Genomic DNA, 18,381 nt, shown 5'->3' with positions numbered 1-18,381 from the left:
ACAAGCTGCCCTACTACTGCACGAGGCGTAGGACCGGCCGCTGTTCCTGGACGTCGAGCAGCTCACGAACGCGCTGGGGCGTCCAGGCCAGTTCATGCGCCAGTGTGGCCACTGACAGATCCGCTTCCTTGCGGGCTAGTTCGAAGGCTTGGCGCAGCAGAGAGGGCTGCTCGCCGGCGTAGTTCGATACCGACTCGGGGATGAAGCCGGGCTGGCCATCCAGCGCACGAAGGCGTTGATATGTGCGGCTGGTCGTGGCGTCGGAGATCAGGCCGAGTTCACGGCATCGGTAGACGAGCGAGTGGATGGAAACGCCCCAGACCTGCCTGAGCTCGGCCAGGCGCGCGAGGTCCATCCGCTTGGGCAGGAAGGGAAGGATGCTGTCCTGGGGGGTGAGGAACTCTGCGGCGAAGGCGTCGGCTTCCTTCTCTTGACGGCTGTCACCGGTGGCGTCGCCATGGAGTACGAGGTGCCCGAGTTCGTGTGCGGCCGTGAAGCGATGGCGGTAGATGTCATCGGCCCGATTGGCAGTAAGAACTACAAGCGGCCGGGCCGCCCGAGTGGAGAACGCGTCCACGGTCGCTGCCGAAGGATCGGACGCGGGGGGCAACACGACAACGATGCCGTGGGATTCCATGCGTCGGACGAGGTGGGTGACCGGTCCTTCTCCCATACCCCAACGCCGCCGCAGCTCGCGTGCTGCCGCTGCCGGGTCCGTGGGCAGTTCGGCTCCGGGGTGGACCTCACCGCCGGCGAAGCCGGGCAGGTTCACGAGGGGAAGCTGAATCCGTCGTTCGAGGGCGTAGGTGAGTTCCCATACCTGTTCGGCGAAGGCCAGGGCCCGTTCCCTCTGGGACTTCGGCGTGCTGCGCAAGCTGCGGAAGTGGGCCATGGAGGAATCGAGTCGGCTTGCCGGACGGCCGACCAGAAAGAAAGTGGCAGGTACGCCGAGTGATTCGGCAAGACGGGGGATGAGGTCCGGGCGAGGACGGGAAACCCCGGTCTCGTACTGGCCCACGGCCGCCGGGGTCACCCCAAGGGCAGTCGCGACGTCCTTCTTCGTCATCTCGGCCAGCCGACGCGCCTGCGTCAGCCGGGCGGGATCGAAGCCGTCGGAAATGGCGCGGGGCGTTGTGCCCCGCTCCTCCAAGTCCGGGATGAGGTCTTGCTTAATCGTTCGCATCGTCTTCGCTGGTCTGGTCCTCGCGTAGCTCTGCTTCGGTCAGGGGCGGAACGTCGCGCCGCTGATCAACGTTCCCACGCGACGACAGCGTAAGGGTCGGCTCTGCTCCGCCGTCGAAGCTCGTCAGCTCCCGCTCGGACGACATCGACTGCTTGGGGATGCTCCTCAGATGCTGCCCGTGGAAGGTGACGGTGTCAGGCAGCGCAAGTGCCTCGGGGAGCGTCGCCCACTCCAGGCGTCGCTCGGCACCCAGTGCGGCCATGCCCCAGTGAGCCTCCAGCAGCTCGGAGGCGTTGCAAGCGAAGGGAACCAGGACCAGGCGGGTGCCAGGCGGCACGGTCGCGAGACCACCTCGCGGCTCCACCACCTGGCCGCTCTCGTCGAGGTCGTCGAAGTCGAATGCGCCCTGCACCTCGGCCGGGTCGGGCGCGAACGTGAACAGCTCCTTCACCAACCGAGACTCACGCGGGATGCGGGCTGTGCGAACGTCCGACGTGGTCTTCGAGTAGAGGAACGGATAGAGCAGGCCGTTTCCGACGACCATGAGCTCGAAGGGGAACCCGAACGGCTTGACGGGAGTGGAGCCGGGCAGATCCTTCAGTTCCTCACACACTCGCTCGAACTGGCCCTGCCAACGGGCCGAGCCGTAGGTGTGGTTGGTGCGCGAATCGGCCTGTTCCTGCGCGGCCTGGGCGTTGGCCTGCATGTTCCGTAGTGCCTGCCCGAGGCCCATGCGGACTGCGGACGCCTGCTTGCCGAACACCTCGGTCGCCCAGGATGAAAGAGGCACACTCATGCGGACGACTCCTCTGGTCGGACTTCGCATTGGAGCACTTCACTGCCAGGCAGACTTTAGTTGATGTAGGAGTTTTTGCACAAGCGCTTCTCTGTGGCGCGTGATCTGCTTGATTGCTAGTCGCTTCAGGGTCGACAACCGCCAGTCCATCGCGGATGGTTCATTGGCTCGGAGGCTGCGATCGGGCCGTCAGCCGTAGGTCAGCGGCGGCGTTGGCCACTGATAGCGGACTGCTGCGCGGAAGACTGCCGTGTCGACGTGAGCGGGGTGCGCCGGGTCGAAGCAGAGGCATGAGTTGGTGTGCTGGGTGCCGACGCCGCCGTGAGACGTTGGATGCGCCAGATCAGGACGCGTGCGGCAGAGCCGGCGTCGTCCAAGGCCCGCTGGTCGGCTGCCTGTTGGAGGAGCCGCTCCGGGTCGTGTCCGGCTGCTTCTGCCTTGGCGAGGGTGACTGCGAGGGCGTCGAAGGCGGGGTCTGCGATGACCTGCTCGGCGTGGTCGGGCACGACCTGGCGTAGGCGGCGGATCTGCCGCTCCACGGCCTGCTGGGGCGGCTGGCGCTGGGTGAGGGCGGCCAGCGGTGCGGCGGCTGCTTGGTCGTAGGCGGCCTGGAGGTGGAGCAGGGTTTCTTGCGCGGCGGTGACTTGCTGGTCGTGGTGGCGGAGCTGGTGCCAGCGGGCGGCGGCGATGACCAGGAGGATCGCGGCGTCCAGGAACATCACCAGGATGGCGCCGTCCTTGGGGGCGGGCTCGCGGACCATCGCCCGCACGGCGCCGCGCAGTGCGCGAGCGTGGTGGTGTTCGGCCTGGATGCGAGAGCGAGTGGCACGCTCGAACGCGGTCGCTGCCTCTCGAAGTTGGGGCCGCAGGGCCTGTGGAGCGAGGAGCGGGAGGGCGTCGAGGGCTTCGCCGAAGGCGGCGAGGTGGGCCTGGGAGGCTTCGTCGTCGGCCTGGTCCAGGTGGTGGGGGATGCGCTCGGTGGCGGCGGTGGCCTGGTGCCACGGGTTGGCCCTGCGCCGACCCGGCTGCCCAGTGGACTGCGGGTCGATGCCCGCCAGACGCTTTTGGATCTTGGGGAAGGACAGGTCCGGGGAGAGTTCGTAGCCGGAGAACCAGACGGGCTCGTGGTCGGCGGTGGTGGTGTCTTCGCTGGCCACCTTGTAGCCCCGCACATCGCCGGAGGGGAAGTACACGACCTCGGCGAGCACGCCGTCGATGTGGCTGAGCAGGTAGAGGAACTCCTCCATGCTGGAAGCGGCGGCCACGGCGGTCCGCACGGTGGTGCGCAGACGTTCGCGGGCGGGCTTGTCGTGGCCGGCGCGGCGGGCCTTCTCCTGCTCGGCGCGGGTGGGGCGCTTTGCGGCGGTGCGGTCACCGCGTACGACTTGGAAGAGGCCGTATTCCTTCTCGATGGTGGCCAGTTCGCGGTCGGCGGTGTTGTAGTCGTTCCAGTGGCGTGCGGTGCTCAGGTCGGCGCGGACTTTGGTGGCGGCGATGTGGATGTGGTCGGGGGCGTGGCGGACGGCGACCCACCGGCAGCCGTCCGGGTCGCCGTCGGGCGCGATGCCGGTGGCCGCGACCACCCGACGGGCGATGTCGGCCCATTCCTCGTCGCTGAGGTGGCGGTCGCTCTCGGTGGCACGGATCGAGCAGTGCCACACGTGTTTCTCGGGGGCGCGGCCCAGTCGCCGGGCCTGCTTGACGTGCAGGTTGAGGTCGGCCACCAAGAGTTTCTTGGTGGCGTCATAGTCGTCCGTGCGGCCGGGGTCTGGGGCGAAGCCGTCCCAGGAGGCGACCATGTGCGGGTCGGTGTGGTCCTTGGCCTTCTTCGTGTCGAAGAGGTACCGGATCAGTCCCGCGGTGTATTTGCCGCTGCCGATCTTCGCGATCATCGGGCCGCCTTCTTGGCGACGGCCTGGTTCGCGGCTGCCGCGATGTGGCGAACGGTGGCGCCGACCGCGGTCAGGGTGCGCTCGGCCTGGGCCAGAACGGCGGTATCCCCAAGCTGTGGATGACCACCGGAGTTCAGCTTCTTGGCGATCTGGTTGATGTTGTGACCGATCTTGGCGGCCTCGCCACGCAGGGCGGTCAGCTCGTCGATGTAGTCGTCCAGCGGAGTGCGCTGGCCGGGCAGCGTGAGATCACCGTGGATGTGGGCCATGACGACGGCGCCGACGTAGTGGGCGCCGGCGATGTTCAGCGACCGGGCCATGCGCAGGATGTCCTTCTTCTCGGCGACGCTGTAGCGCGCGTCGACACGCTCCTTGCGCTGGCCGTTCGGGTCGGGCTTACGGCGTCGGGCGACACGGTGCAGCGCGGCGGCTTCGGCAGCACGCGGCAGCGGCACAGCGGCGCCGGTGTCGACGGGCTGTTCTCCCTCGTGCACCCCCTGGTGCCCGAGGTCCTCCGCCACCCCCGGGGCGGAGGCATCCCCGTTGGGCCGGCCCTTGGACGGTCCAGCGGCATACCTTGCTGCGCTGTTGGGGGCGGTGGTCATCTCCTGCTGAGCGGTGGGGATTTCGCGGTACGGGTCGTGCATGGGGGTCTCCGGGGGTTGCTTGAGTGTCGGGCGCTTCGCTGTGCGCGGCTCCCGTGTCCCCGTGCTCGGCTGCACGGGGACACGGGGGTGAGCCCGGGAGGCGGGCGATCGGCGCGAAGGCAAGGGTCAGGCGGCCCTGGCGGGGGTCGTGTCGAGGTCCCTCTGCTGCTGGGAAGCGACTTCGTCGAGTTCGGCCTGAAGGAGGTCCTTGAGCTTGTCCGCCTCAGTCCTGCCGATGGTCAAGTCCCTGCTACGGAAGGTGGCTTCGATGTGGCGGCGTGAGGCACGCCCTTTGCGCCCCAGTGGCGCAATACGCGCGAGGGCGAGCCGTTCGGGAGAGATTTCGTTGGGCTCGCGATCCGGCGGTTCGGTGGAGGATTGTGAGTCCTCAGCCACTTCGGTGGTGTCCGGAGCCACGTGGGCAGCATCTCGCGCCACATTGGCTGGGCCGTGAGCAGCGGCATGGCGGTGGACGACGATGTAGAGGTGGACCGCGCCGGCCAGGGCGAGCGGGGCGATGGCGGACAGGCCGCCGACGGTGAAGTCGTCGAGATGGAGGCCATCGCCTTGGCGAGTCTGCTGGTTGAGGCGAACGGCATGCAAAGCGTTGGCCCAGATGCTGGTGATGGTAGCGATCCCGACGAGCGCCCACACGTACAAGCGGGAGTGCAGCGGGGCGTTGCGCAGGATGAGAAGGGCGCCGACGCCGATGGCGATGAACCCGTCGATCACGAGGGGGAAGGCGTAGGTGAGCAGTCCGCGCACGTGGATCGCGACGGCCATCTGACGCAGCGCGTCGTAGGAGAGCGCGAAGCCGATCGCGCCGAGCAGGACGATGCCGAGCTGGATCGCGGCGGTTCCAGGTATCGCGGCGGGCGTGGTGGCGGTGGACGAAGGCACGCGAAGTACTCCAGGCAGGGAACGGTCGGCGGCCACGATCGTGGGGTGACCACTGGGAGGTGCGATGACTCGTCGCACCCGTCGCATGCCTGGTCAGAGCAGGTACGGGAGCACGGCGTGGTACGGGAGGACCCGTCACAGCCGCACGACCCGTCACGGGGCTGACCTGGGATGCGACGCGTGTGACGGGTGTTTACGGGTGTATGGCCTCCCCGTGGCGAGCGCTCTCGTCACCACGGGTCGGTGTCGGCTCCTCGGGGCAGTAGCGAGCCCAGGCATCGGTGAATTGCAGGTGCGCGAACCCCCTGGCCTGCCGCCCGCCCTCGAAGCGGAGAACGGCTGCCTGGATGCCGAAGTCCTTGAGCAGGATCCCCAAGTGGCGTGACGTCAGTCCCGTGTTGCGGTACTCCGCCCACGGGGCCTCCTGGTCCTTGAGGAGTTCCTCCAGCAGGTCCCGGGTGCGCATGATGTCGGGATCGCCGAAGCGCGCGAAGACGCGGCGGATGTCCCGCAGCAGGCGGGTCTTCAGGTTCGACTCGTCGTCCTGGCCCACCTCGGCCGCACACATGACCACGCACGCTTCGCGGGCCCGCTCCGGCCAGGGGCCGCCTGCCAGTTCGGCGACGATCACCAGCGGCTCCCAGGTGTCCGCCGCCCGGTCCTGGACCGGCATCGGGGGCACCAGGTCGGCGGCGGTGTCGAGCAGCGGGCGAAGCCACGCGGCGAGCCGGTCGCGCACTTCGTGCAGGGCGGGGATGTCCCGGCGGGAGCGGAACTGCTCCACCCGCTCGCCACCCTTGCGGCGCTGCATGCGGATCACCACCGCCCGATCCATGATCGTGTCCGGCAGATCCCCGATGCCGGCCAGCGCAGCCATGGCGAAGGTGGGAAACGCCTGCGGCTTGTGCTCCGGCCCGGAGATACGCAGCGCGGGCCGGTTGCGCTGATGGCCGGCGTTCAGCAGACCGCGCAACTCCTCGTTCTTCTCGGCTGCTTTGATGCTGCCGAAGATGGTGTCGGCCTCGTCCACCAGCAGCGTGGGCGGGTCGTCGCCGATGGCGCGGAAGACCACCGCCGGGCTGGTGTTCACGGTGATCAGCGGCTCGTGCACCGTCTCCGTGATCACATCCAGCAGGCGGGACTTGCCGCACCGCTTCGCCGGCCCGACCACCGCCAGGCGCGGCGCGTGCTGCAGTGCGGGCTGGATATGCGCTGCCGCAATCCACAAGGTCACCGCCGTCAGAGCCTCGCTGCTCGGCAAGATTACGTACCGCGCGATGGCTTCCCGCAGCTCGTCCAGCAGCTCCGCGCCGTCTGCGGCCTGCTGCGCTTCCGCGTCCTCGGTTGACGAGGGCTTGGGGCCGGGGTGTGGGCCCTGTCCGGGGGCGGCGACGGACGGCCAGGCGGGCGTCGAGAGTGCGGTGGGGGCGGTGGGAGACGTAGGTTCGTCCACAGGCGTTCCTCCCTGGTGGGCCGGACGGGTAAGGTCCGGCCCACCGGATCGATCATTCAAGGGCGACGGGGCAGGGACACTGCGGCTCTCGGCGGTGGCTCGGCGAGGGCCGTTTCGCTGTCCCGAATGGGCGGCTTCAGACGGCGAGGTCGTACGCGGACCGGGCGTTCAGCCAGGCGTCCACCTCGGACCAGCGGTAGCGCAGGTGACGGCCGACCTTGTGCACGTTGGGGCCGATACCCCGGTACTTCCACTGGTAGAGGGTCTTCACCGGCACGCCGAGGTAGGTGGCGACTTCCTGCGGGCTGGCGAGCGGACCGCGCCTGGCAGCCTCGGCGGTGGCAGGGGCGTTGGTGATGCGGGAAGAGGAATTCGGCACAGGGCTCCTTTTCGGTCTTGGACATCGGGCTTGGACAACACAGCCACACCCCGGGCGGAAAAGTCCAGAGTTGGTTCTCAAACTCTCCAGCACTTCTCGGTGTGACCGATTGATTCCAAAACGGTAAGGGCGGATCCCCGGTTGCCGAAATCGCTTCTTCCGCCGCCGCAATTCCCGCGTCGAAACAGCCGGTCGAGTGTGGGCCCACAGGCGTCGCCACAGCTCATACGTGTCAGCGAGCTGCCATGAGGGCTACGGCTCCCTCTCTGGACGGTTAGGTAGAAACTTACCTAAATCCCCCATTTCGCGTGCGCGAAGGGAAGTTAACACGACGCTCCGGAGAAATGGTTCGTGATAGGCCGTGAATTGCTGAGACGAACGCCACTCTGCCCTCGAACGACTTCTGTAGAGTTTAAGAACCAACTCTTGCCATAACGCCCGGCTGCAAGTTACAGATATCTGTCATGGCATCCCGACCTGTCGAAATAGGCCCCGCCGGCCTCCAGTCCGCCCGCGCTATCGAGTGCATCCGCCTCACGCGCGGCCTGACCCAGCACCAGCTCGCTGCCCGCTGCACCGCACTGGGCCGCCCGATGACCAACACCGCCCTCAGCCGCACCGAGCGCGCCCGCCGCCGCTGCGACATCGACGACCTCGTCACGATCGCCGCGGCTCTCGGTATCGCGCCAGCGGCCCTGCTGCCGTTGTGGGCAGCCCGCGACCCCGCGTCCCACTTCGGCGGGACCCTCGACGACATTCAGGGGGCCCTTCTTGGCTGACGTGTACGACCGCTGGCACAAGTCGCACCCCAACCCCGACGAGTCCGAGTGCAGCGAGCACAGGGGCCGCACGAAGCGGGCCGTCCCCACCGCCGATCACGGCATCGGCAAGCGCTGGCAGGTCCGGTACCGAGATTTGGACGGCCGTCAGCGCAAGGAGAACTTCCACACGAAGGCCGAGGCGGACAACCGCGCCGCCGAGGTCGACGTCGAGATCCGTCGCGGCTCCTACGTCGTCCCGGCCGAGACGAAGCAGACGCTCGGCGCCTACGCGCAGAAGTGGCTCGACGCGAACTCCGTCGGCCCGACGACCGCCCTTCGCTACGAGGCGACCGTGCGCAACCACATCGTCGAGCACCTCGGACGACGCGAACTGCGGTCCCTCAACCAGCCCTCGCTCATTCAGGGTTGGGTCCGTACGCTCCAGGACAGCGGCCTTGAGGGGTCGACGATCGAGGGCATCTTCGACATCCTCTCCGGCATCCTCGGCGCGGCCGTGGAGGACGGGTTGCTGCCGAAGAACCCCTGCAAGGCGAAGTCGGTCAAGCTACCGACGGCGACCAAGAAGAAGATCATTCCTTGGTCGTTGGAACGCGTACGCGCGGTCGTCGCCGGACTCCCGAAGCGCTTCCAGGCCGGTGGCAATCTCGCTTTCGGCTGCGGCCTGCGCCAGGGCGAGGTGTTCGGTTTTGAAGTCGACGACATCGACTTCAAGGGCGGCTGGATCCACGTCAACCGACAGGTGCGGCTGGTCGGTACGAAGCCTGTCTTCGCCCTGCCCAAGGGCAACAAGATCCGTTCAGTGCCCCTGCCGGCCCAACTTGCCGCCGCCCTCAAGGCCCACATGAAGGAGTTCCCACCCGTCGCCGTCACGCTGCCCTGGGCCAAGCCGGACGGCGAACCGAAGACCTTCCGTCTCCTCTTCGTCGACGAGAAGAGTCGGGCGTACAACCGCAGCGTCTTCAACATGGGTGCCTGGAAGCTCGCCCTGGCTGCCGCCGGCGTGATCCCGCCGCGCGAGCGCGGCGCGCGCTACCTCCAAGCGGCTCCGGAAGACGGCATGCACGCCCTCCGGCACGCCTACGCCTCCGTGCTCCTGGACGCGGGGGAGAGCATCAAGGCGCTCTCCGAGTACCTCGGTCACTCGGACCCGGGCTTCACACTGCGGACGTACACGCATCTGCTGCCGTCCAGCGAGACCCGCACCCGCAAGGCGATCGACGACGCCCTCACGGAAGCCGAGGCGGATGACAACGGCGACGACCCGCCTGCCGACCAGGGCACATCAGTGCCCCCACCAAAACCCATGTGCCCTCAATGTGCCCTGGCCGCCTGACGGCCCCTCCGGGGACATGAAAAAGGCGAGGCCCGAAGACCCCGCCCGAATCCCACGAATCCCCAGGTCAGGGCCACACCAAGCAGTACGGCTGATGCCCCGCCTCATGCAACCGATGGCTGAAGTCCTGCCACTCGTGCAGCAGTTGGTACACGTTGAACGCGTCCCGGGGCCCGCCCCGGTCCGGCACCGTCGACCAGATGAACGCCGCCGCGCCCACCGCCTCCTCGCCGATGCCGCGGAGCGGGTCGACGACCGTCATGGGGAGCTTGACCACCGCGTAGTCGGGGTGCAGGACGACGAGTTCCAGGGGCGGCACCTTGTGGAGCGGGACGCCCTCGATGCCGGTGAGGACCATCGCCGCCATGGTCTCCGGCTTGATCTTCGTGAACATGCCGTTCATCCCGAGCTCGTCGCCGCCGAGTTCCTCGGGGCGCATGGAGATCGGGACGCGGGCTGCGGTCGCGCCGTCGGGCGCGCCGAAGTACTTGTACGTCACCCCCACCCGACCACCATTCCTGCTCCCCGCCCTCAGCCGGTCGATCCGTCGGTCGGACCACTCCGACTCCTCACCAGGTACAACGTGTCCCTGGCGTGCTTCGTTCGATTCCTCCGCGTCGCGTCGGTGCCTTCCCCGCCGGGCACGTCGAGGACCCAGGTCGTCAGTCCCCTCGCCCAGCCCGCCACCGCGATGCATATCTCCACCCGACTGCTTTTCTAGGACGCGCGGGCCCCGCCGCGCAACCCGATCATCGTGTCAGTGACCTCCCCCACGGCCGCCCGCCGAAACGTGCGCTGAAACACCTGTCCGCAGGATCTTTGCAGCCCCTGAACAGGGCGCACCACAACATCGTCCCTGTGAGCTGTGTGTATCAGGTGCCAGTCTCGCAGATGACGGGGGCCCGGGACTGGTCGCCGGGTCAGTAGCCGCATCGGCAGCCCGCCCGCCCCCGCCTCGGCGGCCCCGTCCACAGCGGCCCGCTGTCCTCGGTGCCCCCTGGCCTACCCTGAGGAGGTCACTGGCAAAACCGGAGTCCGAGCAGTCGGAGAAGGTCGGAGAAGTCGCAGGACATGAGCGAATTGCCCTATTCATACGATGCGCCTGTCTCGCAGGCTCTGTTCGACCGTGCGGCCGCCGTCACGCCCGGCGGCGTGAACTCCCCGGTGCGCGCCTTCCGTGCCGTGGGCGGAACGCCCCGGTTCATGGTGTCCGGCAAGGGTCCGTACCTCACCGACGCCGACGGGCGCGAGTACGTCGACCTGGTCTGTTCCTGGGGGCCCATGATCCTCGGGCACTCCCGCCCCGAGGTCATCGCCGCCGTACAGGACGCCGTCTCCCGCGGCACCTCCTTCGGTACGCCCGGTGAGGGCGAGGTCACGCTCGCCGAGGAGATGGTCGCCCGGATCGAGCCGCTGGAGCAGGTGCGGCTGGTGTCCAGCGGGACCGAGGCCACCATGTCGGCCATCCGGCTCGCCCGCGGGTTCACCCGGCGCACCAAGGTGATCAAGTTCGCCGGGTGTTACCACGGTCACGTCGACTCGCTCCTCGCCTCCGCCGGGTCCGGCGTCGCCACCTTCGCGCTGCCCGACACTCCCGGTGTCACCGGCGCCCAGGCCGCCGACACCATCGTCCTGCCCTACAACGACCTGGACGCCGTGCACGCCGCTTTCGAGGCCCACCCCGGCGAGATCGCCTGTGTGATCACCGAGGCATCGCCGGGCAACATGGGCGTCGTACCGCCGCTGCCCGGCTTCAACCAGGGGCTGAAGGACGTGTGCGCGAAGAACGGCGCGCTGTACGTCTCCGACGAGGTCATGACCGGCTTCCGGACCAGCAAGGCCGGCTGGTACGGCATCGACGGCGTCCGGCCCGACCTGATGACCTTCGGCAAGGTGATGGGGGGCGGGTTCCCGGCCGCCGCCTTCGGCGGTCGCGCCGATGTCATGGAGCACCTCGCGCCCGCCGGGCCCGTCTACCAGGCCGGCACCCTCTCCGGTAACCCGGTCGCCACCGCCGCCGGTCTCGCCCAGCTGCGGCTGCTCGACGACGCGGCCTACGCCAAGATCAACGACGTGTCGGCGCAGATCCAGGCGCTGGTCTCCGGGGCCCTCGCCAAGGAAGGCGTCGCGCACACCGTGCAGAACGCCTCCAACATGTTCTCCGTCTTCTTCACGGACCGCCCGGTCCGCACCTACGAGGACGCGAAGGCGCAGGAGTCGTACCGCTTCACCGCCTTCTTCCACTCCCTGCTGGCGAACGGCGTCTACCTGCCGCCGTCGTCCTTCGAGTCCTGGTTCGTGTCCACGGCCCACGACGAGCGGGCCGTCCAGCGGATCGCCGACGCCCTTCCGGCGGCGGCCCGAGCGGCTGCGGAGGCCACGCAAGCATGAGCGCCAACGCCAACGCCAACGGCAACGGCAACGACAACGACAACGGGGACATCACCGTCGTCCACGTGATGCGGCACGGTGAAGTCGCCAACCCGGACGGTGTCCTCTACGGCCGTCTCGCGGGCTACCACCTCTCCGAGCTCGGCCGGCAGATGGCCGACCGGGTCGCCGAGCACCTCGCCACCCGTGACGTGACGCATGTCGTCGCCTCCCCGCTGGAGCGGGCGCAGGAGACGGCGATGCCGATCGCCAAGGCGCACGGCCTGGACATCGCGACGGACGAGCGGCTCATCGAGGCCGAGAACGTCTTCCAGGGCAAGACCTTCGGGGTCGGGGACGGGGCGCTGCGGCGGCTGGAGAACTGGAAGCACCTGGTCAACCCGTTCAAGCCGTCGTGGGGCGAGCCGTACGTCGACCAGGTCATCCGCATGATGGGCGCGCTGGACGCGGCGAAGGACCGGGCGCGTGGTCACGAGGCCGTGCTCGTCAGTCACCAGCTGCCGATCTGGATCGTGCGGTCGTACGTCGAGAAGCGGCGGCTGTGGCACGACCCGCGCAAGCGGCAGTGCACCCTCGCGTCCCTGACGACCTTCACGTACCGGGGCGACAAGATCGTCTCCGTCGGCTACTCCGAGCCGGCCCGCGATCTCGTCCCCGCTCATCTCCTCGCCGGCGCGAAGCCGGTGAAGGGGCAGGGCAAGGCCTTCGGGGCGTAAGCGCATTCTCGGTTCCTCTGTTACGAAATCCGTAAGTATCGGAGGAACCTCCCCGTTCGTCGCCGCCTCTGACTGGGTGACCACCAGAGAACGTGACGAACGGGGATGCAATGCGCACTCTCACCCGAAGGGGAGCACTCGGACTCGGCGCGGGCGCCGCGGCCGCCGTAGGACTGGCGGGGTGCGGCACGCTCACCCCGTCGGACGGGTCGAGCCATGCCGGAGGTTCCGGCGACGGCCGCCCGAGCAGCCCGAAGCCCACCGCCCGCCCCCTCGGCGACGGCTCCACCTCCTTCACCGGCAGGCAGCCCCACCAGCCCGCGAAGCCCGAGCCGTTGGAGCCGGGGCAGACCCCGCCGCAGTTCGTGATCTTCTCCTGGGACGGGGCCGGCGAGGTCGGCAACGGCCTCTTCCCGCGCTTCCTGGACCTCGCCAAGGAGCACGGCGCGAGCATGACCTTCTTCCTCTCGGGGCTGTATCTGCTGCCCGAGTCGAAGAAGCGCCTCTACGACCCGCCGAACAACCCGCGCGGCGCCTCCGACATCGGCTACCTCACCGACGAGCACGTCAGGGCGACGCTGACGAACGTCCGGCGGGCATGGCTCGAAGGTCACGAGATAGGCACCCACTTCAACGGCCACTTCTGCGCCGGCACGGGCACCGTCGGCAACTGGACGCCCCAGCAGTGGCGCAGCGAGATCGACCAGGCCAAGTCCTTCGTCAAGGAGTGGCGGACCAACACGGGGTGGACCGACCTGCCCGCGCTGCCCTTCGACTACGACAAGGAACTCGTCGGCGGCCGCACGCCCTGCCTCCTCGGCCAGGACAACCTGCTGCCCACCGCCCGCGAACTCGGCTGGCGCTACGACGCCTCCTCGCCCGGCGGCCGCCAGGTCTGGCCGCAGCAGAAGGAGGGCATGTGGGACCTCCCGCTGCAGGCGATACCTTTCCCCGGCCGCCGATTTGAGGTGCTTTCCATGGATTACAACCACTTGGCGAACCAGTCCGTCAACTCCACCAACGCGCCCGCCCACAACTACCCGGCCTGGCGCGAGCAGTCCGCCGGCGCCTACATCCAGGGATTCCAGCGGGCATACGAGACAAACCGCGCACCCTTCTTCGTCGGCAACCACTTCGAGCAGTGGAACGGCGGCATCTACATGGACGCCGTCGAGGAGGCCTTCAAGCACATCGCGCGGGAGAAGGAGAAGGGCGAGGACGTACGCCTGGTCTCCTTCCGGCAGTTCGTCGACTGGATGGACGTCCAGAAGCCCGAGGTTCTCGCCAAGCTGCGTACCCTCGATGTCGGGCAGCAGCCGGCCGGTGGCTGGAACGAGTTCCTGAAGGACACCGCCTCGACCGCCTCGGCGACCTCGGCGACCTCGGAGAACGCTGCCTGAAATGCGGGTTTCCGCCCGCAAGGGGGGTGCGCAAGATCCCCAGAACGGGCATGCGAAACTTTTCACATGAGCGCCGCCAGCCGTAGTCGCACCCGTCGCGCCGTCCTGCTCACCGCCGTTGCCTCGGCAGCCGCGGTGACCCTGTCCGCGTGCAGTTCGGGCGGTACGTCCGGCGGAGGCGGTGACACCAACTTCGTCACCGGCAACAACGGCATCGACACCGTCGCGCAGGCCGAGCGGGTCGCCGCCCCCGACCTCTCCGGCGCCACCATCGACGGCAAGCAGCTCGACGTCGCCGACTACAAGGGCAAGGTCGTCGTCCTCAACGTCTGGGGCTCCTGGTGCGGGCCGTGCCGCGCGGAGGCCAAGTACTTCTCCAAGATCTCCAAGGAGTACGCGGACAAGGGCGTCCAGTTCGTCGGCATCAACACCCGGGACACCAGCACCGGAGTCGCGGTCGCCTTCGAGAAGGACTACGGCATCACCTACCCGAGCCTGTACGACCCCACGGGCAAGCTGATGCTCCGCTTCAAGAAGGGCACCCTCAACCCGCAGCTGATCCCCTCCACGCTCGTCATCGACAAGGACGGCAAGGTCGCCGCGCGGGCGCTGCAGGCCCTCGGCGAGGAGGATCTGCTCAGCATGCTCAAGCCCGTCCTCGCGGAGAAGTGACGTGAGCGCGCTGGTGACCCTCGCCGAGGCGACGGGCCGCAACGAGACCGTGTTCAGCGGTGCCCTGCTGGTCGCCCTGCCCATCGCCCTGCTCGGCGGACTCGTCTCCTTCTTCTCGCCGTGCGTCCTGCCCCTGGTCCCCGGCTACCTCTCCTACGTCACCGGAGTCACCGGCACCGACCTGGCCGAGGCCCGGCGCGGGCGGATGGTCGTCGGGGCCTCGCTGTTCGTGCTCGGCTTCACCGCCGTGTTCGTCTCCGGCGGGGCCCTGTTCGGGTACTTCGGGGAGACGCTGCAGGAGCAGAAGGGCATCCTGTCCAAGGTGCTCGGCGTGCTCATGATCCTCATGGGTGTCTTCTTCATGGGCCTGATGCCCTGGCTCACCCAGCGCGATTTCCGCTTCCACCAGAAGCCGGCCGCCGGGCTGGTCGGCGCCCCCGTCCTCGGCGCCCTCTTCGGCATCGGCTGGGCGCCCTGCATCGGACCCACCCTCGCCTCCGTGCAGGCGCTGTCCTTCAGCCAGGCGAGCGCCGGCCGCGGGGCCATACTGACAGTCGCGTACTGCCTGGGCCTCGGCCTGCCGTTCGTGCTCGCCGCGGTCGCCTTCCGCAAGGCGCTCGGCGCCTTCGGCTGGGTCAAGCGCCACTACGTCTGGGTGATGCGCCTGGGCGGCACCATGATGATCGTGACCGGTCTGCTGCTGCTGACCGGCGCGTGGGACCAGATCGTCTCCGAGATGCAGAACTGGTCCAACGGCTTCACTGTGGGGATCTGATCGATGAGCAAGACGACCACCGGCGCGCCCGCTGACGCGACCCCGGACGAACAGGACCTCGGCGCCGCCGGATCCCAGCTGTCCACCGCCCCCAAGGAAGAGCTGCCCGACCTGCCCTCCCTGGGCGTCATCGGCTGGGCCCGCTGGTTCTGGCGGCAGCTGACCTCCATGCGGGTCGCGCTGCTCCTGCTCCTGTTGCTGTCGCTCGGCGCGATCCCCGGCTCGCTGATCCCGCAGTCCGGGACCGACGAGACGAAGGTCGCCGACTTCCGCAGCGCGCACCCCACCCTGGGCGACGTCTACGACAAGCTCGGGCTCTTCCACGTCTACAGCTCGGTGTGGTTCTCCGCGATCTACATCCTGCTGTTCATCTCCCTCATCGGCTGCATCGTCCCGCGCACCTGGCAGTTCGTGGGCCAGCTGCGCGGCCGGCCGCCGGGCGCCCCCAGGCGCATGACCCGGCTGCCCGCCTACACCACCTGGCGCACCGAGGCCGAGCCGGAGCAGGTCCGCGAGGCCGCGCTCGCCCTGCTGAAGAAGCGCCGCTTCCGCGCCCACCTCGCCGGTGACGCCGTCGCCGCCGAGAAGGGCTATCTGCGCGAGGTGGGCAACCTCGCCTTCCACATCGCCCTGATCGTGATGCTCACCGCCTTCGCCTGGGGTCAGTTGTTCAAGATGGAGGGCAACAAGCTGGTCGTCGAGGGCGACGGCTTCTCCAACACCATCACGCAGTACGACGACTTCAAGTCCGGCAACCTCTTCAGCCAGGACGACCTGGACCCGTTCAGCTTCGTCCTGGACGACTTCACGGGCACCTACGAGCCGTCGGGCCCCAGCAAGGGCACCCCGCGCGTCTACCGGGCGACCGTCGACTACAGCGTCGGCGCCTACGGCAAGGACCGGAAGACCACCATCGAGCCCAACGGGCCGCTGGACATCGGCGACTCGAAGGTCTACCTCACCGCCCACGGCTACGCCCCCGTCATCACCGTCCGCGACGGCAAGGGCAACGTCGTCTACAGCCAGGCCGTGCCCCTCCTCCCGCTCGACTCCAACGTCACCTCCTCCGGTGCGATCAAGGTCATGGACGGCTACCGCAACGCCAAGGGCGTGAAGGAACAGCTCGGCTTCCAGGCCTTCTTCCTGCCGACCTACGGCGGGGCCAACTCCGCGGTGGTCTCGCAGTTCCCGGCGCTGAACAATCCGGTGCTGAACCTGGAGGCCTACCACGGCGACCTCGGCGTCGACGCGGGTATCCCGCAGAGCGTGTACCAGCTCGACAAGACCCACCTGAAGGAGTTCAAGAACTCCAAGGGCACGCAGCTGCGGGAGAACCTGAAACCCGGCGAGACCATGCAGCTCCCGAACGGCGCCGGCTCGGTCACCTACGAGGGCACCAAGGAGTGGGCCAACTTCCAGATCACCCGGCAGCCGGGCAGCGGCTGGGCGCTCGGCGGTTCGATCGCCGCGATCTTCGGTCTGGCCGGCTCCCTGTTCATCCAGCGCCGCCGCGTGTGGGTGCGGGCCGTCAAGGGCGACGACGGTGTCACCGTCGTCGAGATGGCCGGCCTCGGCCGCAGCGAGTCCGCCAAGGTGCCCGAGGAACTCGGCGACCTCGCCGGGATCCTCTACGACCAGGCACCGGGCGCCCCCGAACCAGAAGACTCCGACGACACCCCCACCCCCGACCCCCAAGTCGTACCTGCCGAAGGGGCTGAGAAGTGACTCTCGCCGCCGCAACCGATCTGACCGCCGTGACGAACCTGGCCGCCGCCACCAACGAAAACCTCGCGAACCTCAGCAACACGCTGATCTACTCCGCGATGGCCGTCTACACCCTGGCCTTCTTCGCCTACATCGCCGAATGGACCTTCGGCGGCCGCAGCAAGATCGCCCGCACCGCCGCCGCGCTCACCTCCGAGAAGGCGGCGAAGGCGCCGGCCGTCACGGTGAAGAAGGGCGGCTCCACCGCCGTACTGGAGCGGCCGAAGGTCGTCGTGCGGGCGGCGGCCGGGTCGCGTGATGTGCCCGACGGGCCCGGCGCCCACGGGGGCGATGCGCAGGGCGACCTCTACGGGCGTATCGCCGTGTCCCTCACGGTGCTCGCGTTCCTCATCCAGCTGGGCGGGGTCATCGCCCGGGCTGCCTCGGTGGAGCGGGCGCCCTGGGGCAACATGTACGAGTTCAACATCACCTTCTCCACCGTGGCCGTCGGTGTGTACCTCACGCTGCTCGCGCTGAAGAAGAACGTGCGCTGGCTCGGACTGTTCCTGATCACGACGGTCCTCCTCGATCTCGGCATCGCCGTCACTGTCTTGTACACCGCCAGCGACCAGTTGGTTCCCGCCCTCCACTCGTACTGGCTGTACATCCACGTCTCGACCGCGATCCTGTGCGGCGCGGTCTTCTACGTCGGCGCCGTCAGCACGATCCTCTACCTGTTCAAGGACTCGTACGAGAGCAAGCTGCAGAGCGGCGGCAGGCCCGGCCAGTTCGCCACCTCGTTCCTGGAGCGGCTGCCCGCCTCGTCGACCCTCGACAAGTTCTCCTACCGCGTCAACGCGGCCGTCTTCCCGCTGTGGACGTTCACGATCATCGCGGGCGCGATCTGGGCGGGCGACGCCTGGGGCCGCTACTGGGGCTGGGACCCCAAGGAGACCTGGGCGTTCATCACCTGGGTCGCCTACGCCTGCTACCTGCACGCCCGCGCCACCGCCGGCTGGAAGGGCCGCAAGGCCGCCTACCTGGCGCTGATCGCGTTCGGCTGCTGGCTGTTCAACTACTACGGCGTCAACATCTTCGTCTCCGGCAAGCACTCCTACGCGGGCGTGTGAGTCCGTAACTCGCTTACGGTGAAGGCCGGTTCCCTGTGACCTGAGTCACGGGAACCGGCCTTCGTCGTAGGGACAGGCAGAGGGAACCGGGAGTCGGAGCAGCGCTGGCGGGCCCGCTTCGAGCGGCTGATCGGCGAGCTCGGAAACCGGCACTAGGGGGTGTTTCGAAAGTCCTGTGCGGTGCCCGCGGTGTCCGGTGCGTGCTCTCGGTGTGCCGGACGGAAGGCC

17 protein-coding genes are annotated in these 18,381 nt (G+C 68.4%); 9 read left to right on the top strand and 8 right to left on the bottom strand.

The annotated features are described in order from the left end of the window. Window positions 1-13: 13 nt before the first annotated feature. From AC5P09_RS29600 to AC5P09_RS29570, 7 genes are all read right to left on the bottom strand, one after another. A complete protein-coding gene (locus AC5P09_RS29600; RefSeq protein WP_493876809.1) occupies window positions 14-1,183 on the bottom strand; it encodes a helix-turn-helix domain-containing protein in 1,170 nt (389 codons plus the stop codon). Then, window positions 1,170-1,946: a hypothetical protein gene (locus AC5P09_RS29595; RefSeq protein WP_493876808.1), complete on the bottom strand. Its 777-nt coding sequence runs from the start codon at window positions 1,944-1,946 to the stop codon at window positions 1,170-1,172. Before AC5P09_RS29595 ends, AC5P09_RS29600 begins: the two co-directional genes overlap by 14 nt. 233 nt (window positions 1,947-2,179) lie before the next feature. Further along, entirely contained in the window at window positions 2,180-3,871 is a 1,692-nt protein-coding gene (locus tag AC5P09_RS29590) for a relaxase/mobilization nuclease domain-containing protein (protein ID WP_493876807.1), read from the bottom strand. Continuing rightward, a complete protein-coding gene (locus tag AC5P09_RS29585) occupies window positions 3,868-4,518 on the bottom strand; it encodes a MobC family plasmid mobilization relaxosome protein (protein WP_493876806.1) in 651 nt (216 codons plus the stop codon). The genes AC5P09_RS29590 and AC5P09_RS29585 overlap by 4 nt, the downstream gene beginning before the upstream one ends. 126 nt (window positions 4,519-4,644) lie before the next feature. After that, a complete protein-coding gene (locus AC5P09_RS29580; protein ID WP_493876805.1) occupies window positions 4,645-5,418 on the bottom strand; it encodes a DUF2637 domain-containing protein in 774 nt (257 codons plus the stop codon). Window positions 5,419-5,611: 193 nt separating this feature from the next. Beyond that, a complete protein-coding gene (locus AC5P09_RS29575) occupies window positions 5,612-6,871 on the bottom strand; it encodes a DUF3631 domain-containing protein (RefSeq protein ID WP_493876804.1) in 1,260 nt (419 codons plus the stop codon). Window positions 6,872-7,007: 136 nt separating this feature from the next. Next, entirely contained in the window at window positions 7,008-7,250 is a 243-nt protein-coding gene (locus AC5P09_RS29570) for a helix-turn-helix transcriptional regulator (protein WP_493876803.1), read from the bottom strand. A 464-nt stretch (window positions 7,251-7,714) separates the two neighbouring features. Between AC5P09_RS29570 and AC5P09_RS29565 the strand changes: the two genes are divergently transcribed. Together AC5P09_RS29565 and AC5P09_RS29560 are read left to right on the top strand one after the other, a co-directional pair. Then, a complete protein-coding gene (locus AC5P09_RS29565; protein ID WP_493876802.1) occupies window positions 7,715-8,029 on the top strand; it encodes a helix-turn-helix domain-containing protein in 315 nt (104 codons plus the stop codon). Window position 8,030: 1 nt separating this feature from the next. Beyond that, window positions 8,031-9,365, top strand: a complete 1,335-nt coding sequence (locus tag AC5P09_RS29560; protein ID WP_493876858.1) for a tyrosine-type recombinase/integrase — start codon at window positions 8,031-8,033, stop codon at window positions 9,363-9,365. 67 nt (window positions 9,366-9,432) lie between these two features. On the opposite strand, the gene AC5P09_RS29555 is transcribed toward AC5P09_RS29560, so the two are convergent. Then, window positions 9,433-9,870, bottom strand: coding sequence for a hypothetical protein (locus tag AC5P09_RS29555; protein WP_003974483.1), 438 nt, complete (start codon window positions 9,868-9,870; stop codon window positions 9,433-9,435). A 566-nt stretch (window positions 9,871-10,436) separates the two neighbouring features. On the opposite strand from AC5P09_RS29555, the gene hemL reads away from it, so the two are divergent. From hemL to ccsB, 7 genes are all read left to right on the top strand, one after another. Beyond that, on the top strand, window positions 10,437-11,756 hold the full coding sequence (gene hemL / locus AC5P09_RS29550) for a glutamate-1-semialdehyde 2,1-aminomutase (protein WP_493876801.1): 1,320 nt from the start codon (window positions 10,437-10,439) through the stop codon (window positions 11,754-11,756). Beyond that, entirely contained in the window at window positions 11,753-12,472 is a 720-nt protein-coding gene (locus AC5P09_RS29545; protein ID WP_493876800.1) for a histidine phosphatase family protein, read from the top strand. Before hemL ends, AC5P09_RS29545 begins: the two co-directional genes overlap by 4 nt. Window positions 12,473-12,582: 110 nt before the next feature. Beyond that, window positions 12,583-13,872, top strand: a complete 1,290-nt coding sequence (locus AC5P09_RS29540; protein WP_493876799.1) for a polysaccharide deacetylase family protein — start codon at window positions 12,583-12,585, stop codon at window positions 13,870-13,872. A 66-nt stretch (window positions 13,873-13,938) separates the two neighbouring features. Then, entirely contained in the window at window positions 13,939-14,544 is a 606-nt protein-coding gene (locus tag AC5P09_RS29535) for a TlpA family protein disulfide reductase (RefSeq protein WP_493876798.1), read from the top strand. Window position 14,545: 1 nt separating this feature from the next. After that, on the top strand, window positions 14,546-15,319 hold the full coding sequence (locus AC5P09_RS29530) for a cytochrome c biogenesis CcdA family protein (RefSeq protein WP_307676582.1): 774 nt from the start codon (window positions 14,546-14,548) through the stop codon (window positions 15,317-15,319). Window positions 15,320-15,322: 3 nt separating this feature from the next. Then, the gene (gene resB / locus AC5P09_RS29525; RefSeq protein WP_493876797.1) at window positions 15,323-17,044 is read left to right on the top strand and encodes a cytochrome c biogenesis protein ResB; all 1,722 of its coding nucleotides are present in this window, start codon (window positions 15,323-15,325) and stop codon (window positions 17,042-17,044) included. Then, complete coding sequence (ccsB, locus tag AC5P09_RS29520) at window positions 17,041-18,153, top strand: c-type cytochrome biogenesis protein CcsB (protein WP_493876796.1); 1,113 nt, start codon at window positions 17,041-17,043, stop codon at window positions 18,151-18,153. The genes resB and ccsB overlap by 4 nt, the downstream gene beginning before the upstream one ends. The last annotated feature ends 228 nt before the right edge of the window (window positions 18,154-18,381 follow it).

Source organism: Streptomyces sp. a15 (assembly GCF_059026085.1).
The sequence above is the reverse complement of the archived record's forward strand: the minus strand, read 5'-3'. Positions and strand labels throughout refer to the sequence as shown.

Excerpts from the sequence above, each read along its gene's own strand:
- AC5P09_RS29600 (WP_493876809.1), bottom strand. The coding sequence starts at position 1,183 with ATGCGAACGATTAAGCAAGACCTCATCCCGGACTTGGAGGAGCGGGGC.
- AC5P09_RS29590 (WP_493876807.1), bottom strand. The coding sequence starts at position 3,871 with ATGATCGCGAAGATCGGCAGCGGCAAATACACCGCGGGACTGATCCGG.
- AC5P09_RS29585 (WP_493876806.1), bottom strand. The coding sequence starts at position 4,518 with ATGCACGACCCGTACCGCGAAATCCCCACCGCTCAGCAGGAGATGACC.
- AC5P09_RS29565 (WP_493876802.1), top strand. The coding sequence starts at position 7,715 with ATGGCATCCCGACCTGTCGAAATAGGCCCCGCCGGCCTCCAGTCCGCC.
- hemL (WP_493876801.1), top strand. The coding sequence starts at position 10,437 with ATGAGCGAATTGCCCTATTCATACGATGCGCCTGTCTCGCAGGCTCTG.
- AC5P09_RS29545 (WP_493876800.1), top strand. The coding sequence starts at position 11,753 with ATGAGCGCCAACGCCAACGCCAACGGCAACGGCAACGACAACGACAAC.
- AC5P09_RS29540 (WP_493876799.1), top strand. The coding sequence starts at position 12,583 with ATGCGCACTCTCACCCGAAGGGGAGCACTCGGACTCGGCGCGGGCGCC.
- AC5P09_RS29535 (WP_493876798.1), top strand. The coding sequence starts at position 13,939 with ATGAGCGCCGCCAGCCGTAGTCGCACCCGTCGCGCCGTCCTGCTCACC.
- resB (WP_493876797.1), top strand. The coding sequence starts at position 15,323 with ATGAGCAAGACGACCACCGGCGCGCCCGCTGACGCGACCCCGGACGAA.